The following is a 15,440-nucleotide window of genomic DNA, read 5'->3' as shown; positions in this document are numbered from 1 at the left end:
TCATGAGGCGGAAACGGCGTGCGGAACCAGTCCGGTCGGAGCGGTTGGAGGTCGGTGGCGAGATCGTTCTAGTCATTAGGAAGCGGATCGCCAACGTCTATCTGCGGGTCAAGCCGCCTGACGGCCATTTGGAAGTGACGGCACCTCTGACCTTGAGTGATGACCAGATTTGCGCCTTTATCGACGGCAAGCGCCGCTGGATCGCAACCACTAGAGATCGTCTGGCCCGCTCACGCGAGGTATACGCCCAAACCGGAGCCGATGGTCAGCTGTCGCCGGACCGATCCGAGGCCGAAGCTAAGAGGATTCTCCAGGAGAGGCTGCCGACTCTGCTTGATCGGTGGGTCCCCGTGGTGGGTCGCCGGCCTGAGCGCATCAGTCTGCGGAAGATGAAAACTCGCTGGGGCTCTTGCACTCCCGCCACTGGCAGCATCCGGCTTAATACCGACCTTGCTTGGCTGGATTCTGACCTGTTGGAGTATGTGTTGGTTCACGAGCTGACCCACCTCTACGAGCATGGTCACGGACCTGGCTTCCGCGCGCGGATGGATCGTTATATGCCCGACTGGACTGAGCGCCGTCGTCGGCTCAACCGCTATTTAGCTCTGTGACCTCCGAAGCTTCGACATCTGAAGTCATGATTTCCGGAGTCATGATTTCGGAAGCTGTGAACTCGGCGTGATTTCTGAACTTGCGCACTGCGAGCCAGTCAATTATGAACCCACAGCATCATTCGTACTGATGAGTTCCGAATCGGAGCCCCCGCTAGGCCATCTCGTACGAAGCAGGATTGGTTTATGCCACATCCTTTCGATCCTGATTTAACCTGACTATACTGCCTGATTCAGCCCGATCTGACTTTGATCTATTCTGACTCTATTACTCTGCCTTTAATTCGTTCTGACCTTGTTCAAGGCTGGTTTAATGCGCCACATTTGTCATCGAAGACCGAAGAGAGTCTGCCACAGCCAAGCTGGTGCGCTAGCGTTAAAGAAGAAGGGCGATCCTGCAGCAGCTAGGCAGGCTCCCTGCGAACCGGAGGCAAGCGTGGAGCTGATCCGGGGCAATTGATCATGAAGGAGCGGATGAAATGACGGAATCAAAGAAGACGATCAAGCGTGCCGTGGTGACTGGCGCCTCCAGCGGCATCGGCCAGGTCAGTGCGCGGGCCTTGGTGGACAAGGGCTGGAAGGTGGTCGGCCTGGCCCGGCGCGAGGAAAATCTCAAGGCTCTGGCTGACCAGCTGGGTCAGAACTTCACTTATGAGGTCTGTGATGTGACTGACGAGGAATCTACCCAGGCGGCCGTCGATGCCGTGCTCAAGGGCGGTCCGGTCAAGGCTCTGGTCAACTGTGCCGGCGCGGCCTTTGGCAAGGATCCGGTGGCTACCTCCAGCCTGGACGATTGGCGCGGCATGTATGAGCTGAACGTCATCGGCACCCTGCGGGTCATCCAGAAGCTGCTCCCGGCCCTGAAAGAGTCGGAGGGCACGGTCCTGGTCATCTCCTCCACGGCAGGCATCGAGCCCTACGAGGGCGGCGGCGGATACTGCGCCTCCAAGGCGGCTGAACGGGTCATGGCCCGCATTCTGCGGCTGGAGCTGATCGGTCAGCCAGTGCGCGTGGTCGACATTGCCCCTGGTCTGGTCCACACCGACGAGTTCTCCCTGAAGCGGTTTGGCGGCGATAGCGACCGGGCCGATGCGGTCTACGCAGGGGTGCCCGACCCGCTGACCGCCGACGACATCGCCGGATGTGTCACCTGGGCCCTGGAGCAACCTGACACTGTGGACATCGACCAAATCGTGGTCCGTCCCCGGGCCGAGGGCTCCTACACCAAGCTTTACCGTCGCAGCTGAGCCTGGTAAGGGACCGATGCTGTCAAAACTGATTCTGTCAGAAACCGAGTTTGGCAGGTTGATTCCGGCAGGAACGGGGTCTGGCGGAGGTTGGGTCTTGGCAGCTAGGCCTATGCGTGCCTGGCGGACCGCAGTCGACCGGGGATAGTGCCCACGGCAACGATGAGCACGGACAGGATCGACCCTGCCAGCACGCCCAGCAGGGCTGTTTCCAGGTGCGGGGATCCGGCGAAGGCCAGGTTGGCGATCAGGAAGGACATGGTGAAGCCGATTCCGCAGAGCTGGCAGAGGCCAATCATGTTTCCGGTCGTGGCGCCGGCCGGTGGCCGCAGCCCCAGATGACTTGCCAGGATCGCCATGGTCATGATTCCCAGGGGTTTGCCCAAGGCCAGTCCCAGCGTGGTGCCCCAAAAGACCCGGTCCGTCAGCAGTCCGGGTCCCAGCTGATCCAGGGGGATGGACAGCGAGAAGAAGGCGAACACGGGCAGGACCACCAGGGCGCTCAAGGGCGTCAGCAGGCGATCCAACTGTTCGGCAGGCGATGATGTCTGGACGTGGCTCGGCTCAATCCCTGCTGTCTCGGTCCCGGAAGGTCCTGCTTCGTTCGACCTGGCAACAGGGGTCAAGAGGCCCATTGCCACTCCCGCCAGCACGGGGTGGATTCCAGCCTTGAAGAGGCCGTACCAGGCCAGCAGACCGCCCGCAAGGGCGCCCAGCAGGAACAGTGGCATCAAGGGTCGCCAGAGCCGGAAGGAACGGCTCGTCGCTCGGACTAGCAACATCCAGACCACAAGACCGACCAAGCAGACAAGCAGCCAGCCCGGTTGTCCCAAGCTGGAGTAGCCAAGTGCGATCAGCAGGACGCCGATCAGATCGTCGAAGATGGCCAGGGTCATCAAAAACGCCTGCAGGGCGGGTCCGGCCTTGGGCAGGAGCAGTTGCAGAGCCGCCAGGGAGAAGGCTACGTCGGTGGCCGTTGGGACAGCCCAGCCACGCAAACCGGCAGGGGAGCCAAGGTTGAACAGGCAGTAGATCAGAATCGGAACGGCTACGCCGCCCAAAGCGGCCAGCATGGGCAGCAGGACCTGTTTGTGGTTGCGCAGAGTGCCCGTGGCAGCCTCCTGGCGCAGGTCAAGACCCATGGTCAGGAAGAATATGGTCAGCAGCCCGTCCTGTATCCAGTCCTTGAGAGACAGGTTCAGTCCACCGGGTAGATCCAGAGGAATCCAAGCGGCAAGAGCATTCAGCCCCGGCCCGGTCTCTGGCAGATTGGCCAGGATCAGCCCGGCCAAGGCACAGGCCATCATGAATAGCCCGGTGATTCGATCGTTTTCAGCCAGCGACGACAGGGCAGTGAAGAAGTTTGAAAGATGGAGTCGTCTGTGCCGGTCCCTGTCAGATCCGCCCTGCCCACGCTGAGGATTTGATGGTTGGGCATTCGATGGCCTGGAATCTGACGGTCCGGAATTCAGTTGGAGGTCTGAGGGTTGGGGGCCCGACCGCCTTGGATTGAACAGTTTAGGATTCCGCCGCGAATTCGAATCGTCGCAATCCTGACGATGCGAATTGACTTGGAATGCTGGGAATGTAGGCGTGGGCGGCATGATGCTCCTGGTCGGGCGGATAGGGTTCGGTCTTCCTTGGCCGACCAGTCTTCCCGGCGTGAGGCGGCGCCCGGCCGTCTCCCAAGCGTCAATTCTATCCTGAAGCCCAGAGTCTATCTCGGTCAGAGAAAATGCCAGCGGCCCCGCACCTTTCACGATGCAGTGCCGCTGGCATATCGCCTATCGGAGCGGCGATGAGCTCTCAGAACTCAGAAACCGAGTAACTCAGTAACTCAGAACAGGTGGCTGCGCATGAACCACTGGAAGTGCTCCAGCTCCTGCACATGGTCCTGCACGATGTTGGAGCTGATGGCGTCCAGGTCGTCCAGCTTCTCGATGGCCTCACGGTCGCGCTTGATGAAGGTGGTGTAGTAGGTGTCCAGGGCCTTCAGGTAGTCCAGGGCATCCTGACGCCCGGTCATGGTGATGCCATCCCAGTCGCGGTTCTTCATGATGTCGTCAGGGCGCCCGGCGGGGGAGCCGCCCAGGGTGGCGATGCGCTCGGCGGTCTCGTCGGCCATGTTCAGCACCGAATCGACTTCGGGGTCCATCATCTCATGAATGCCGATGAATTCCTTGCCCTTCATGTTCCAATGGGCGTGCTTGAGGATCAGGGCAGTCTCCTGTTCCTGGCTCAGACGGCTCTGCAGGATGGCGACGACCTTCTCGCTGGTCGCTTCGTCGAGTCCCGGTACGGTAAAGTTCAATGCCATAATCGCTCCTTAAATATGAAATTATGCCTGCGGTCGGGTCAGTCCGGCCTTGTATCTCCAGACTAGAGGAAAAAGCAAGGAAACGCTTGGATTTTGCGGGAATCAACCAGTGAAATCATTCACGGACCATCGGCTACGCTGACAGTCATTTTTTCTTGACTGGCGTCAGAGCGGTCACCGGCTGACTACTAGCCCAGCACTGGCTAGAGGATAGAAGGGATTCGGTTAGACGATAGCTAGGCTCTGGTCGCAGTATCGTCTCGGCCCGCCTTGGATTGTCGTCTTCCTTCCTGGCTTCGACCAACCTAGGTCAGGTTAGAGCCGGCAAAGCTATCCTCGGTCAAGTCAGTCTTGCTCAGATTAGATCCGGTCCGGTTATCCTCGGTCCGCTCCTGCTTCGGAATTCGACCTGTCTTCACCCTTGCCATCCGCGTCGGCCTCGTCATCATCGGCGACCTGGTCCTCGTCCTGCCGGCGCCTGACCTCGATGGTCTCGATGCGCCGCCCGTCCACCTTGGTCACCACCATGTCATACCCGTCGTCGGAGTGGATCACGTCACCCACCTGCCCCATGCGCCCGGTCTGGGCCAGGAAGTAGCCGGCCAGGGTCTCGTAGGGGCCATCCTCCAGCTCGATTCCGGTCAGGTCCGCGAAGTCCTCGATGGTCATGCCGCCGTCGACCGTGGCAACCCCGTTGACGAAGGCGGTTGCCTGGGGATGGGCAGGGTTCTGCTCCTCGGGCAGGTCGTACTCGTCGCGGATGTCGCCCACCAGCTCCTCGGTCATGTCCTCCAAGGTGACGATGCCGTCGGTGCCACCGTACTCGTCGATGACCACGGCCAGGTGGATGCCCTTCTTGCGCAGCTTCTCCAGGCTGGGCAGGAGCTTGGAGGTGCCGGGCAGGGCGATGCCGGGCCTGGTCACGTCGGCCACGGTCTTGGCCTGGGGATTGCGCACGTCCATCAGATCGCGAACGTGGACGAAGCCCAGCACATCGTCGAAGTCGCGTCCGGTCACCGGGTAGCGCGAGTAGGGCTCGTCGTGCACGAATTCGACCGCCTCCTGCAGCGGCATGTCCCCGGCGATGAAGACCACGTCGGCCCTGGGGCGCATGACCTCGGCCACGCTGGTCTCGGAGGCATCGAAGACGTCGCCCAGGATCATCCGCTCGTCCTTGCTCAGGTTGGTGTTGGAAGAGACCAGCATCCGCAGCTCGTCGTCGCTGACCTCGGTGTCGGTCTGCTGGGGGTCGAAGCCCAGGATGCGCACGATGAGGTCGGTGTTCTTGCCGATCAGCCAGATCAGCGGCCTGCACAGGGTGGTGAAGACGTCGATGGCTGGAACGACGGCCCTGGCGATGGCCTCGGTGCGTTGCATGGCGATCCGCTTGGGCACCAGCTCGGAGATGACGATGGAGCAGTAGGAGATGATCAGGGTCAGGATCACCGTGGTCAGGGTGCCGGCCAGACCCTCGTGCACGCCCCACCCGGTCAGGACGGGCACCACGTAGGGGGCGATGGACGATGCGCCGAAGGAGGCCGACAGGAAGCCCGTCAGCGTCACGCCGATCTGTACGGCAGAAAGAAAGGTATTTGGGTCGCGGGCGATGCGGGCCACCCGGGCGCCTCGCGCGTCCTGCTGCTCCATCTGCTCCAGCTGCGAGCCTCGCAGGGAGACCAGCGCCAGTTCAGTCCCCGAGAAGACGGAACCGAGCAGGAGGAAGAAGAGAATGAGCAGGATGTTCAGCCATAATGCCATGCCTTCAATGCTAGGGTATGGACGCCCCATGTGCCCTATGTCACACCCCAGCGGCGAACCTCCGTCTTCCCCATACAGCGCTTCCTGACTAGCATGAAATACGGAGACAGGTTCGGCTTCAGGCCGAAGTTCCCAATGCTCCCGAAAGGATTTTTTTCATGTCACAGCTTCAGCACGAATTGGTTGAGTTCACCACGCAGGCCTACCAGGATAACAAGACCTTCCCGGTCTCCAAGAAGGATCTGCTGGGCCACTGGTCCCTGCTCTTCTTCTACCCTGCGGACTTCAGCTTCGTCTGCCCCACCGAGCTGGAGGATCTGGCCAGCAAGTACGAGGACTTCAAGAAGATCGGCTGCGAGATTTACTCCGTCTCCTGCGACACCGAGTTCGTCCACAAGGCCTGGCACGAGGCCAACGAGAAGATCGCCAAGGTTCAGTACCCCATGCTGGCCGATCCGACCGCAACCCTGGCCAAGGACCTGCAGACCTATAACGAGGCCGAGGGCAAGGCCGAGCGCGGTGACTTCATTCTGACTCCTGAAGGCAAGGTCGTGGCCTACGAGGTCATCTCCTCCAACGTGGGCCGCAACGCCGACGAGCTGCTGCGCCGCGTCCAGGCCTCCCAGTTCGTCTATGAGCACGGCGATCAGGTCTGCCCTGCCAAGTGGGAGCCCGGTGAGGACACCATCGAGCCCAGCCTGGATTTGGTCGGCCAGCTCTGATCCGCAGCTGCCAACATCGGGAACTCGCCGATCGGAAGCGACCAGGGCGGGTTCCCTTTTCTGTATTCACGACCAGCATCCAAAACAGCACATCCGTGCATTCCTTCGGAAGAGGCATTCATGACGGAAGACAAGAATCTTTATGACGTGGTCGTCATCGGCGGCGGCCCTGCAGGCCTGAGCGCAGGACTCTACTTGGCCCGGGCGCGGTATCGCACCCTGATCCTGGAGAAGGACGACTTCGGAGGCCAGATCACCATTACGGCCGACGTGGTCAACTACCCGGGCGTGGCCAGCACCGACGGCCGCAAGCTGACCGAGACCATGCGCCAGCAGGCCCAGAACTTCGGAGCCGAATTCATGAGCGCCGAGGCCACGGGCATCGAGGCCCAGGGCGACATCAAAGTGGTCCACACCTCCCGGGGTGATCTGCGCACCTTCGGCATCCTGATCGCCACTGGCGCCAGCCCCCGCAAGATAGGCTTCCAGGGCGAGCAGGAATACGCGGGCCGCGGTGTGGCCTACTGCGCCACCTGCGACGGCGAGTTCTTCACCGGGCGCGAGGTCCTGGTGGTCGGCGGCGGGTTCGCTGCCGCTGAGGAGTCGGTCTTCCTGACCAAGTACGCCACCAAGGTGACCCTGCTGGTGCGCGAGGAGGACTTCACCTGCGACGCTGCCGTGGCTGACGAGGCCCGGGACAACGACAAGATCGAAATTCACTACTCCACCGAGCTCAGGGGTGTCTCCGCAGGTCCCGGCGGGCTGGTCGAGGCCACCCTCCTGGACCGCAAGAGTGGGCAGACCACCACCTGGAAGCCCCAGGACGGCGGCACCTTCGGCGTCTTTGTCTTCGCCGGCTACGTGCCCCAGACCGGCATGCTCAAGGGCGTGGTGGATCTGGACGATCATGGCTACGTGCTGACCCATGGCTACCTGGAGACCTCGGTGCCGGGCATCTACGCCGCCGGGGATCTGCGGGTCAAGAACCTGCGCCAGGTCATCACCGCCACCTCCGATGGGGCTGTGGCCGCCGTGGAGCTGGAGCGCTACGCCTCCAACATGTCGGACAAGACCGGCCTGGTGCCGCCGCGTCCCGAGGATTCCCCCTACGCCCGCTCCGAGCGTCAGGCCGAGAACTCCGCCCTGGCCTCGGGCACCTCGCCCGCGCCTGTGGCCCAGGAGCACGACCAGGCCCCGGCCAAGACCTCCGGCTTCTTCGGGCCGGACATCCGCAAGCAGCTGGACATGGTCTTCGGCAAGATGACCGGAAAGCTGGAGCTGGCCCTGGATCTGGACGGCAGCCAGGTCTCCAAGGAGCTGGAGGCCTTCGTGGACGAGCTGGTCGGGCTCTCCGACGGCAAGCTGACCTCCAGGGTCGACTCGCGCACGGACGAGGACGGCAAGGACTATGATCCCGCCGGCGACCTGCCCGATGCCCGCCCCAGCGTGCGGATCTGCCGCGTGGACGATCAGGGCGTCTCCCAGCCGACCGGGTTGGCCTTCCACGGCGTGCCCAGCGGCCACGAGTTCAACTCCTTCGTCCTGGCCCTCTACAATGCGGCGGGCCCCGGCCAGCAGGTGGATCAGCCCACCTCGGACCGTATCGATGCCATCAAGGACCAGGTGGACGTGATGATGCTGGTCTCCCTGACCTGCACCATGTGCCCGACCACGGTCCTGTCCGCCCAGCGGGTGGCTGCCCAGAACGGCAAGGTGCGCGCCGAGGCCTACGACCTGGCCCACTTCCCCGAGCTCAAGGACCAGTACCAGGTCATGAGCGTCCCCTGCATCGTGATCCGCAAGGACGGCCAGGAGACCGTGGAGTTCGGCAAGAAGTCCGTTCCCGAAATGCTGGATCTGATCGGGGCCTGACCCCTAGGTCCGAGCCTGAATAGAGCCTGAGAAGGCGCTGGCGTCAATGCCTTTGTGGCGTGACGTCAGCGCCTTCTCTGATATATGTTGCAGGTCTGCATTGATGAAAAACTATGGGTATTATCCGGAACTTATACGGTTTGATTGGTTTGCCGTATCAGCAACCGCAGGAGTGACGGATGACCAGATCCGCCTTGATCAGTTGCACGTCAGGGACCTGGTCCGGATCCAAGGCCGCATTCATGGCACAGGCGGCGATTTTATCGGTGTCCTGCTGCATGGTGGTCAGTTGAGGCCAGGTATAGAGAGAGTCAACGGTACCGTCGAAGGAGACGATGGCCACGTCCTCGGGGATGCGCAGCCCGCGCTCATGAAGAGCCCGAAGAGCACCCATGGCCTCCATGTCGGAACCGGCGAAAATGGCCTCGGGCTGGTGGTCGCTGTCAATAAGTTCCAATGTGGCTTGGTATCCACCTTTACGTGTGAATGAAGAGTATGCTATTCGCCCCGGGAGCTTGTTCGCATCCTGATGAGCTGCGTACCACCCCTGAATTCTTGCGTCGGTTCGGTCTTCAGGAGAACCCCCGAACAGCATGTCAACGCTTTGATAACCATGGTTCAGCAGATGATTCGTCGCGGTTTTTGCCGAGCTGAACAAATCTGTCGAGACGCATTTGGCATTCGGCACTTCGTGTGGCTGATCCAGGAGCACGAAACGACTCACACGCAAGTCCGCTGTTCTCAGTTGTACAACATTGCGAAGCGAAGACAGGAATATCGCGTCGACGTTGCGCTCTATCAGCTTGTCTATCGCAACTGTTTCCAGCTCCGGATTGTCTCGTACATTGATAAACGGTACCGTATAACCTCTGCGTGTAGCGCTGGCTTGAATATTGTCGTAGATGCTTGCATTGTATGGATTGGTCGAGTAGTTTCCAATGATGCCCAGAGTCTTTGTACGACCAGTGCGTAAGGCCCGGGCCGTTGAACTTGGCCTGTAATTAAGCATGGCAGCGGCTCTGCGCACTTTTTCCATGGTGGCTGGAGCCACTGTACGCGGGCCGTTGTTGAAAACATAGCTGACCACAGCTGTGGATACCCCTGCAAGTTTTGCCACGTCTGTTCTTGTAGCGCGCTTGCGATGGGTCTGGATATGATCGGTGATCTTCGCCATCGGAGCTTCTCTCTGTAAAAGGAGTACGAGGTAATCTTACTCCACTGTTTTATCTACACGAGTAAATAATGGACCGTAAGTTAGGCTTCGAAGCAGCTATGAAGAAATGGCGTAAACATGGGCTTTTCGCATACCAAAAGTTGAAAAATACGTCAGAGAAGGTATGTTTTGACAGAAAAATCTACTCGTGTATACTGAGAGGCGTCAGGTCCTTGGAGACTTGGCAAATTGATGGAGTCGGCGATTATCCACGAAGGAGTGGTCGATGAAAAGAGTAAAGACGATGGCGATCGGCATTTGCTGTGCCTTGGCTATGACTTCTGTCGGTGCTTGCGGATCTTCTTCAGGGGGCGGAACGAAGACCATCGAGTTTATGACAATGCAAGCTTCTGGGACACAGCAGTTCAAAGCAATAGAAAAAATCGCTAAAAAATTCGAGGCAAAGAATAAGGACATAACTATCAAGCTGGATCCTGGGACCAGTAACAATGAGAACGACATCAAGGTTCGTCTGGCCGGACACAATCCTCCTGACATTTGGAATACCCATGGTTGGTCTCGAGACCGGTACAGCAAGTTCCTGGAGCCTCTGCAGAACCGTTCTTGGGCCAAACGAATGAAGCCGCTGGGTGATGACGTGTTCAAGACGTCCGACGGGAAGTTCTATGCGCTTCCGGCGGATATACAGGTTTCCGGTATCATGTACAACGAAACAGCCCTTGAAAAGGCCGGGGTGGATCCCAAGGGAATCACCTCATGGGATGAATTCGACCAAGCCTGTCAAAAGCTCAAGGATGCAGGTATAACTCCGATAATCTCTTCGGGCAAAGATACGGGTCTCAGCGCTAATCTGACCGATTACATGCTGCCAGGCATGTATAAGGATAGTGATCTTAAAGATCTCAAGAACGGGAAGTTCGACACCAAGGTTTATCAGCAACTGGCCGAAAAGGTTGCGGGCTGGACCAACAACGGTTTCTTCAATGAAGACTATGTCTCCGCGACACAGGACGATATCTCTCGTCTCATGGCCTCTGACAAGGCAGCATTCTTCTTCTACTCGAATCAGAATTCGGAGCTGATCAGAAATTACAATCATGACGTGAAACTGGGCATGATGCCTGTTCCGTCCTTGGTCGGCAAGCCTTACTTCTCAACCGGCGAGGATACGTTGACTTTCGGCGTGTCGAAGACGAGCAAGAACAAGGATGCCGCCCTGAAATTCATCGACTTCATGGCAGAGCCCGAGAATATGCAAGGCCTCGTCGATGTGAGTCTGAACGACTCAGCCCTGACCGGCGTGAATTCGGCTTTGGGCCAGTTCCAGCCGACATATGATTACTGGGTTAAAGAGCAGAAAACTCCAATGGTGCCCTTCTTCGACAGGAAGTATCTGCCTAACGGAATGTTCAATACCTTGGGTAAGTCGACGGACGGCATCATAACGAAGCAACTGACCCCGCAGGCGGCTTCCGATCAGGTGAAGTCCTCGTTCAACAGCCTGTATGGCCAGAAGTAGTCCTTTCGTACCGCACAGTGCCGTAAGGACAAAGTTCCCGATGTAGTTCTTAGGCCGCCTGTGGTCTCGTTTGTCCACTGCAGGCGGCTCGGGAATCAATATCATCAAAGGCTAGGTGTTTAGCTTGAGAAGAACACAAGGAAACGCAGCAGAGCCAGGCGCTCGTCCAGATCATTCTCTCGGGAAGGGTTCTGGATCGGTGCGGGCCTCGGCGCGAATACAGAAGAGGCGCTCAAGATTCAGGGGCGCTTCCATCAACTTTTTCTACCTGCCTGCTGTACTTCTGCTGATTGTATTTATCATTTATCCGCTTATTTCCGGAATCAGGCTATCGCTCACCAACTGGGATGGCTATAGTGACGCGCAGTCTTTTGTGGGGTTGGCGAACTACAAGCAGATGCTCACTGATGCCAATTTTAAACAAATTGTTATCAACACCTTTATTTACGGGATCGGAAGCACTGCAATTCAGCAGGTTCTTGGTCTGGCACTCGCTTTGATGCTGAATAAAAGAATCAAGGGGAGAACGCTTTGGCGTGCGATAATCTATCTGCCGGCCTTGGTCGCTCCCGTAATTATGGGCATCATGTACTACTTCGTCTTCCAATATAGGCAAGGTGCTTTGAACGCCTTTTTGGGCATTTTCGGTATTCACAAAATTGCTTGGTTCAACAATGCCGGGCTGTCAGTAGCGATTGTGGTTATTGTGAACTCCATCCAATTCGTCGGCGTCTCTATGATTATTTATCTGGCAGGTTTGCAGACTATGGATCAGCAGGTAGTCGAAGCTGCCGAGGTGGATGGAGCCTATGGTTGGAAGAAATTCTGGAATATAACCCTTCCCTTGCTGGCTCCCTCTTTTACCACCAGTGTTGTGTTGAATCTCATCGGTGGGCTGAAACTGTACGACATGATCAAGGTCCTTACCGGTGGAGGCCCTGGGTACGCGACCAATTCCGTCTCGACGTATATCAGCACCGTGTATTTCGATAATCAGGCAGCCGGATATGCCTCCGCAATCGGCGTCTTCCTGTTCGTGCTGATTGCCGTAGTGACATGGCTTATCAATAAAGGCCTGGCCAAGTTGGATTGGGAGGCGTGATCATGGGTGGACGAAAATCGCCGACTATGACAGCGGCTGAACGCCAGTACCGTCGCGGGCATTGGCTTACCTATGCATTTCTTGCAGTCGTATGTCTATGCCAGATTCTCCCCTTTTACCTTGCGGTGACCACTTCGTTGAAGCCAGCGGATGATATGTCGCCTTCCTTGGCTTTCCGAACCCATGATCTTGCCTGGGACAACTGGTCAAAGGCTGTGGAAGAAGGACAGATACTGCGTTCGGTCCTTAACAGCGTTGTAGTTACAGTCGGAACTACATTGCTGGTGTGCGTTTTAGGAGCCGCAGCGGCCTATCCGCTGGCTCGCAGGCTCACTCGTTGCAACCGATTCGTCTCCGGTTTCATCCTGTCAATGATGATGATTCCTCCACTGAGCATTCTGGTGCCTTTGTACTCGTTCATGGTCAAAATTGGAGGTGTGAATAACTACTGGGGCATCATTCTTATATTGACAGCCACCAATCTGCCCCTATCAATTTTCCTGTATACAGCGTTCATCAAGGCTATACCTTCTGCAATAGATGAAGCCGGCGAAATAGATGGCGCCAACAAGTTACAGGTATTCGGACGGCTGATTCTACCAATGCTGAAACCGGTGACAGCGACAGTGGCAATTATGACGGGCTCTACGGTATGGAATGATTACGCCCTCTCCAGCTATATTCTTACCGATCCCAATTCACAGACCATTGCGCCTCGTGTAGCCTCCTTCTTCTCGGCCAACACCAATAATCTAGGTATTGCAGCAGCTGCGTCATTGCTGGCTGCAGCACCGATTGTTGTAGCCTACATGTTCCTGCAGCGGTACTTCATTGCTGGGATGGTGGCCGGAGCAGTCAAGTAGTCTATCAATCAGGAGCTGCCTGACTGCAGTGGAGCCGGCGGCTCACTGGTTCATCAAGCATCGTTGTTTTTGCACATTTGTGCGTAGTTACCAAAGGATTTTCATGCTCTTTCCACAGCCGGTCCATTCTGAACAGCCAGTCACCTATATGGCTCTGGGGCCCATTACGCCGGGTGCTGATATTCCTGACATCAGGGGACTGTATGCAGGCCCCGACCTGGATGGTTTGGAACAGACTCCCGCCTGGACCTCGACCCATTCGCCCCTGCTGTTGGAGCATGCGCAGAACACCTACCTGCATCCTGGCCTGACAGGGCATCGGATTGTATCAGACCCCGAGGGCATCCAGGCTGGCCGTTCCTGGTCGCCCCGATTCCTGGTGGAGGGCAAGCCCGAGCAGACCGCTGACTCGCTGACCATCAAGGCCCGCGATGAGGATGCCCAGCTTGGGTTGGAAACCAGGGTGGAGGCAATGGCCGGCGGCTCCCTGCGGATTCGCCATACCCTGCGCAATCTGGGCACCGATCCTTTCCTGTTGGAGGGTCTGGAGGTCCGTCTGCCCTTGGACGACCAGCAGACCCAGATTCTGGACTTCGCCGGCAGGCACGAGCGTGAGCGCAGCCCCCAGCGCCATGACCTGGCCGACGGAGCCTGGGTGCGTGAGTTCCGCTGGGGCCGCACCGGTTTCGAGGGGCCCGTGGTCATGGTGGGCACCCCAGGGTTCAACTTCCATCACGGCAGGGTGCTCTGCGTCCAGCCGGCTTGGAGCGGGAACACGGTGCTTCGGGTGGAGCGGAACAGCGCCACCCCGGCAGGCATCAGCGCTGGTGAACTCCTTCTGCCCGGCGAGGTGGTCTTGGGCCAGGGTCAGGAGTACAGCACGCCCTGGATCGTTGTCACGGCCTCCGACCATGGCATGGATCCGATCATGAACAGCCTGCACGCCTGGGAGCGCACCCTGCCCGAGCATCCGCGCGAGCAGCCGGTCATCCTGAATGTCTGGGAGGCCATCACCTTCAACCACGACTTCGACACCCTGCGCGACCTGGCCGACCGCGCCGCACGCATCGGGGTGGAGCGGCTCGTTCTGGACGACGGCTGGTTCCACCTGCGCCGGGACGACACGGCCGGTCTGGGCGACTGGTGGGTGGACCCGGCGGTTTGGCCCCAGGGTCTGGAGCCTTTAGTTGATTATGTCCATAAATTGGGGATGCAGTTCGGCCTCTGGTTCGAGCCGGAGATGATCAATCCGAATTCGGATGCCTTCCGTGACCATCCTGAGTGGGTCATGAGGGCATCCTCCAGAAACCCGGAGCTGCAGCGCAACCAGCTGGTCCTGGACCTGACCAACCCTCAGGCCTTCAACCATGTGCTGGAGGCTATGACCAAGGTTCTGGGGTCCTGCCAAATCGACTACGTCAAGTGGGATCACAACCGCGACCTTCTTGAGGCTGGTTCCCAGGCCCACGGTGGCGCGCCTGCCATCCATGAGCAGACCCTGGCTTACTACCGCCTGCTGGACATCCTCCGCGCTTGCTTCCCCAAGGTCGAGTGGGAGTCCTGCGCCTCGGGCGGCGGTCGCATCGATCTGGGCGTGATCGAGAAGATCCGCCGCTTCTGGAACTCCGACATGACCGATGCCCTGAGCAGGCAGATGATCCAGCGCTGGACCGAGCAGACCGTGGCCCCCGAGTACATCGGCGCCCACATCTCCCAGCCCTCCTCCCAACAGACCGGCAGAACCTATAGCCTGGATTTCCGGGCGGCCACGGCCGTCTTCGGGTCCATGGGCATCGAGTGGGACATCCGCCAGGCCAGCGAGGAGGACCTGGAGCGGCTCAAGGAATGGATTACCTGGTACAAAACGAACCGTGGCTTCCTTCACTCCGGCCGTGTGGTCCGCCTGGACGTTGCCGATTCCTCGGTTCTGGCTCATGGTGTGGTGGCCCCCGACCGCAGCCGTGCCATCCTGGCCCATGTCCAGTTGGACGAATCCCTGCATAATCGTGGTGTTTATCTACGTATTCCCGGCCTGGATCCCAAGGCCCGGTACCGGCTGGCTTGGACCGGCCCCGCCAAGCCCAGGGCCTCGCTTGAGCCTTTGGATCCGACGGGCCCGCTGGGGACCGCCGAGGTCACCGGCACCTATCTGGAGCGCGTGGGCGTTCGCATACCCCGCTGCCAGCCCGAGACCATCCGCCTGATCGACCTGGTCCGGGTCTGACCCGCCGCTATCAGCCACACCACGGGGATGA

12 protein-coding genes are annotated in these 15,440 nt (G+C 58.9%); 8 read left to right on the top strand and 4 right to left on the bottom strand.

Annotated elements, in window-relative coordinates:
- The first annotated feature begins 2 nt into the window (after positions 1-2).
- Both H3T88_RS07390 and H3T88_RS07385 read left to right on the top strand, forming a co-directional pair.
- Entirely contained in the window at positions 3-611 is a 609-nt protein-coding gene (locus H3T88_RS07390; protein WP_198204134.1) for a M48 family metallopeptidase, read from the top strand.
- Positions 612-1,090: 479 nt separating this feature from the next.
- Positions 1,091-1,858 carry an SDR family oxidoreductase gene (locus H3T88_RS07385; protein ID WP_198204133.1) on the top strand — a complete coding sequence of 256 codons (768 nt, stop codon included), beginning with the start codon at positions 1,091-1,093 and terminating at the stop codon, positions 1,856-1,858.
- A 110-nt stretch (positions 1,859-1,968) separates the two neighbouring features.
- Here the strand turns inward: H3T88_RS07385 and H3T88_RS07380 are convergent, their stop codons facing one another.
- From H3T88_RS07380 to H3T88_RS07370, 3 genes are all read right to left on the bottom strand, one after another.
- Positions 1,969-3,462, bottom strand: coding sequence for a Na+/H+ antiporter NhaA (locus tag H3T88_RS07380; RefSeq protein ID WP_269748993.1), 1,494 nt, complete (start codon positions 3,460-3,462; stop codon positions 1,969-1,971).
- Between the two features lie 233 nt (positions 3,463-3,695).
- On the bottom strand, positions 3,696-4,175 hold the full coding sequence (locus H3T88_RS07375; RefSeq protein ID WP_198204131.1) for a Dps family protein: 480 nt from the start codon (positions 4,173-4,175) through the stop codon (positions 3,696-3,698).
- A 375-nt stretch (positions 4,176-4,550) separates the two neighbouring features.
- Positions 4,551-5,933: a hemolysin family protein gene (locus tag H3T88_RS07370; RefSeq protein ID WP_198204130.1), complete on the bottom strand. Its 1,383-nt coding sequence runs from the start codon at positions 5,931-5,933 to the stop codon at positions 4,551-4,553.
- A 158-nt stretch (positions 5,934-6,091) separates the two neighbouring features.
- Between H3T88_RS07370 and H3T88_RS07365 the strand changes: the two genes are divergently transcribed.
- Both H3T88_RS07365 and H3T88_RS07360 read left to right on the top strand, forming a co-directional pair.
- Positions 6,092-6,655: a redoxin domain-containing protein gene (locus H3T88_RS07365; protein WP_144178619.1), complete on the top strand. Its 564-nt coding sequence runs from the start codon at positions 6,092-6,094 to the stop codon at positions 6,653-6,655.
- A gap of 120 nt (positions 6,656-6,775) precedes the next feature.
- A complete protein-coding gene (locus H3T88_RS07360) occupies positions 6,776-8,527 on the top strand; it encodes an FAD-dependent oxidoreductase (RefSeq protein WP_198204129.1) in 1,752 nt (583 codons plus the stop codon).
- 157 nt (positions 8,528-8,684) lie between these two features.
- Here H3T88_RS07360 and H3T88_RS07355 read toward each other — a convergent pair whose 3' ends face one another.
- Positions 8,685-9,701, bottom strand: a complete 1,017-nt coding sequence (locus H3T88_RS07355; protein ID WP_015021098.1) for a LacI family DNA-binding transcriptional regulator — start codon at positions 9,699-9,701, stop codon at positions 8,685-8,687.
- A gap of 265 nt (positions 9,702-9,966) precedes the next feature.
- Here H3T88_RS07355 and H3T88_RS07350 point away from each other — a divergent pair, with 265 nt between their 5' ends.
- From H3T88_RS07350 to H3T88_RS07335, 4 genes are all read left to right on the top strand, one after another.
- A complete protein-coding gene (locus H3T88_RS07350; protein ID WP_198204128.1) occupies positions 9,967-11,220 on the top strand; it encodes an ABC transporter substrate-binding protein in 1,254 nt (417 codons plus the stop codon).
- A gap of 124 nt (positions 11,221-11,344) precedes the next feature.
- A complete protein-coding gene (locus H3T88_RS07345; protein WP_198204127.1) occupies positions 11,345-12,322 on the top strand; it encodes a carbohydrate ABC transporter permease in 978 nt (325 codons plus the stop codon).
- Between the two features lie 2 nt (positions 12,323-12,324).
- Positions 12,325-13,185, top strand: a complete 861-nt coding sequence (locus tag H3T88_RS07340) for a carbohydrate ABC transporter permease (protein ID WP_198204126.1) — start codon at positions 12,325-12,327, stop codon at positions 13,183-13,185.
- 103 nt (positions 13,186-13,288) lie between these two features.
- Positions 13,289-15,409, top strand: coding sequence for an alpha-galactosidase (locus H3T88_RS07335; protein WP_198204125.1), 2,121 nt, complete (start codon positions 13,289-13,291; stop codon positions 15,407-15,409).
- The last annotated feature ends 31 nt before the right edge of the window (positions 15,410-15,440 follow it).

Source organism: Bifidobacterium sp. W8110, from assembly GCF_016101375.1.
GTDB lineage: Bacteria > Actinomycetota > Actinomycetes > Actinomycetales > Bifidobacteriaceae > Bombiscardovia > Bombiscardovia asteroides.
This window is presented reverse-complemented; position numbering and strand designations above follow the sequence as displayed.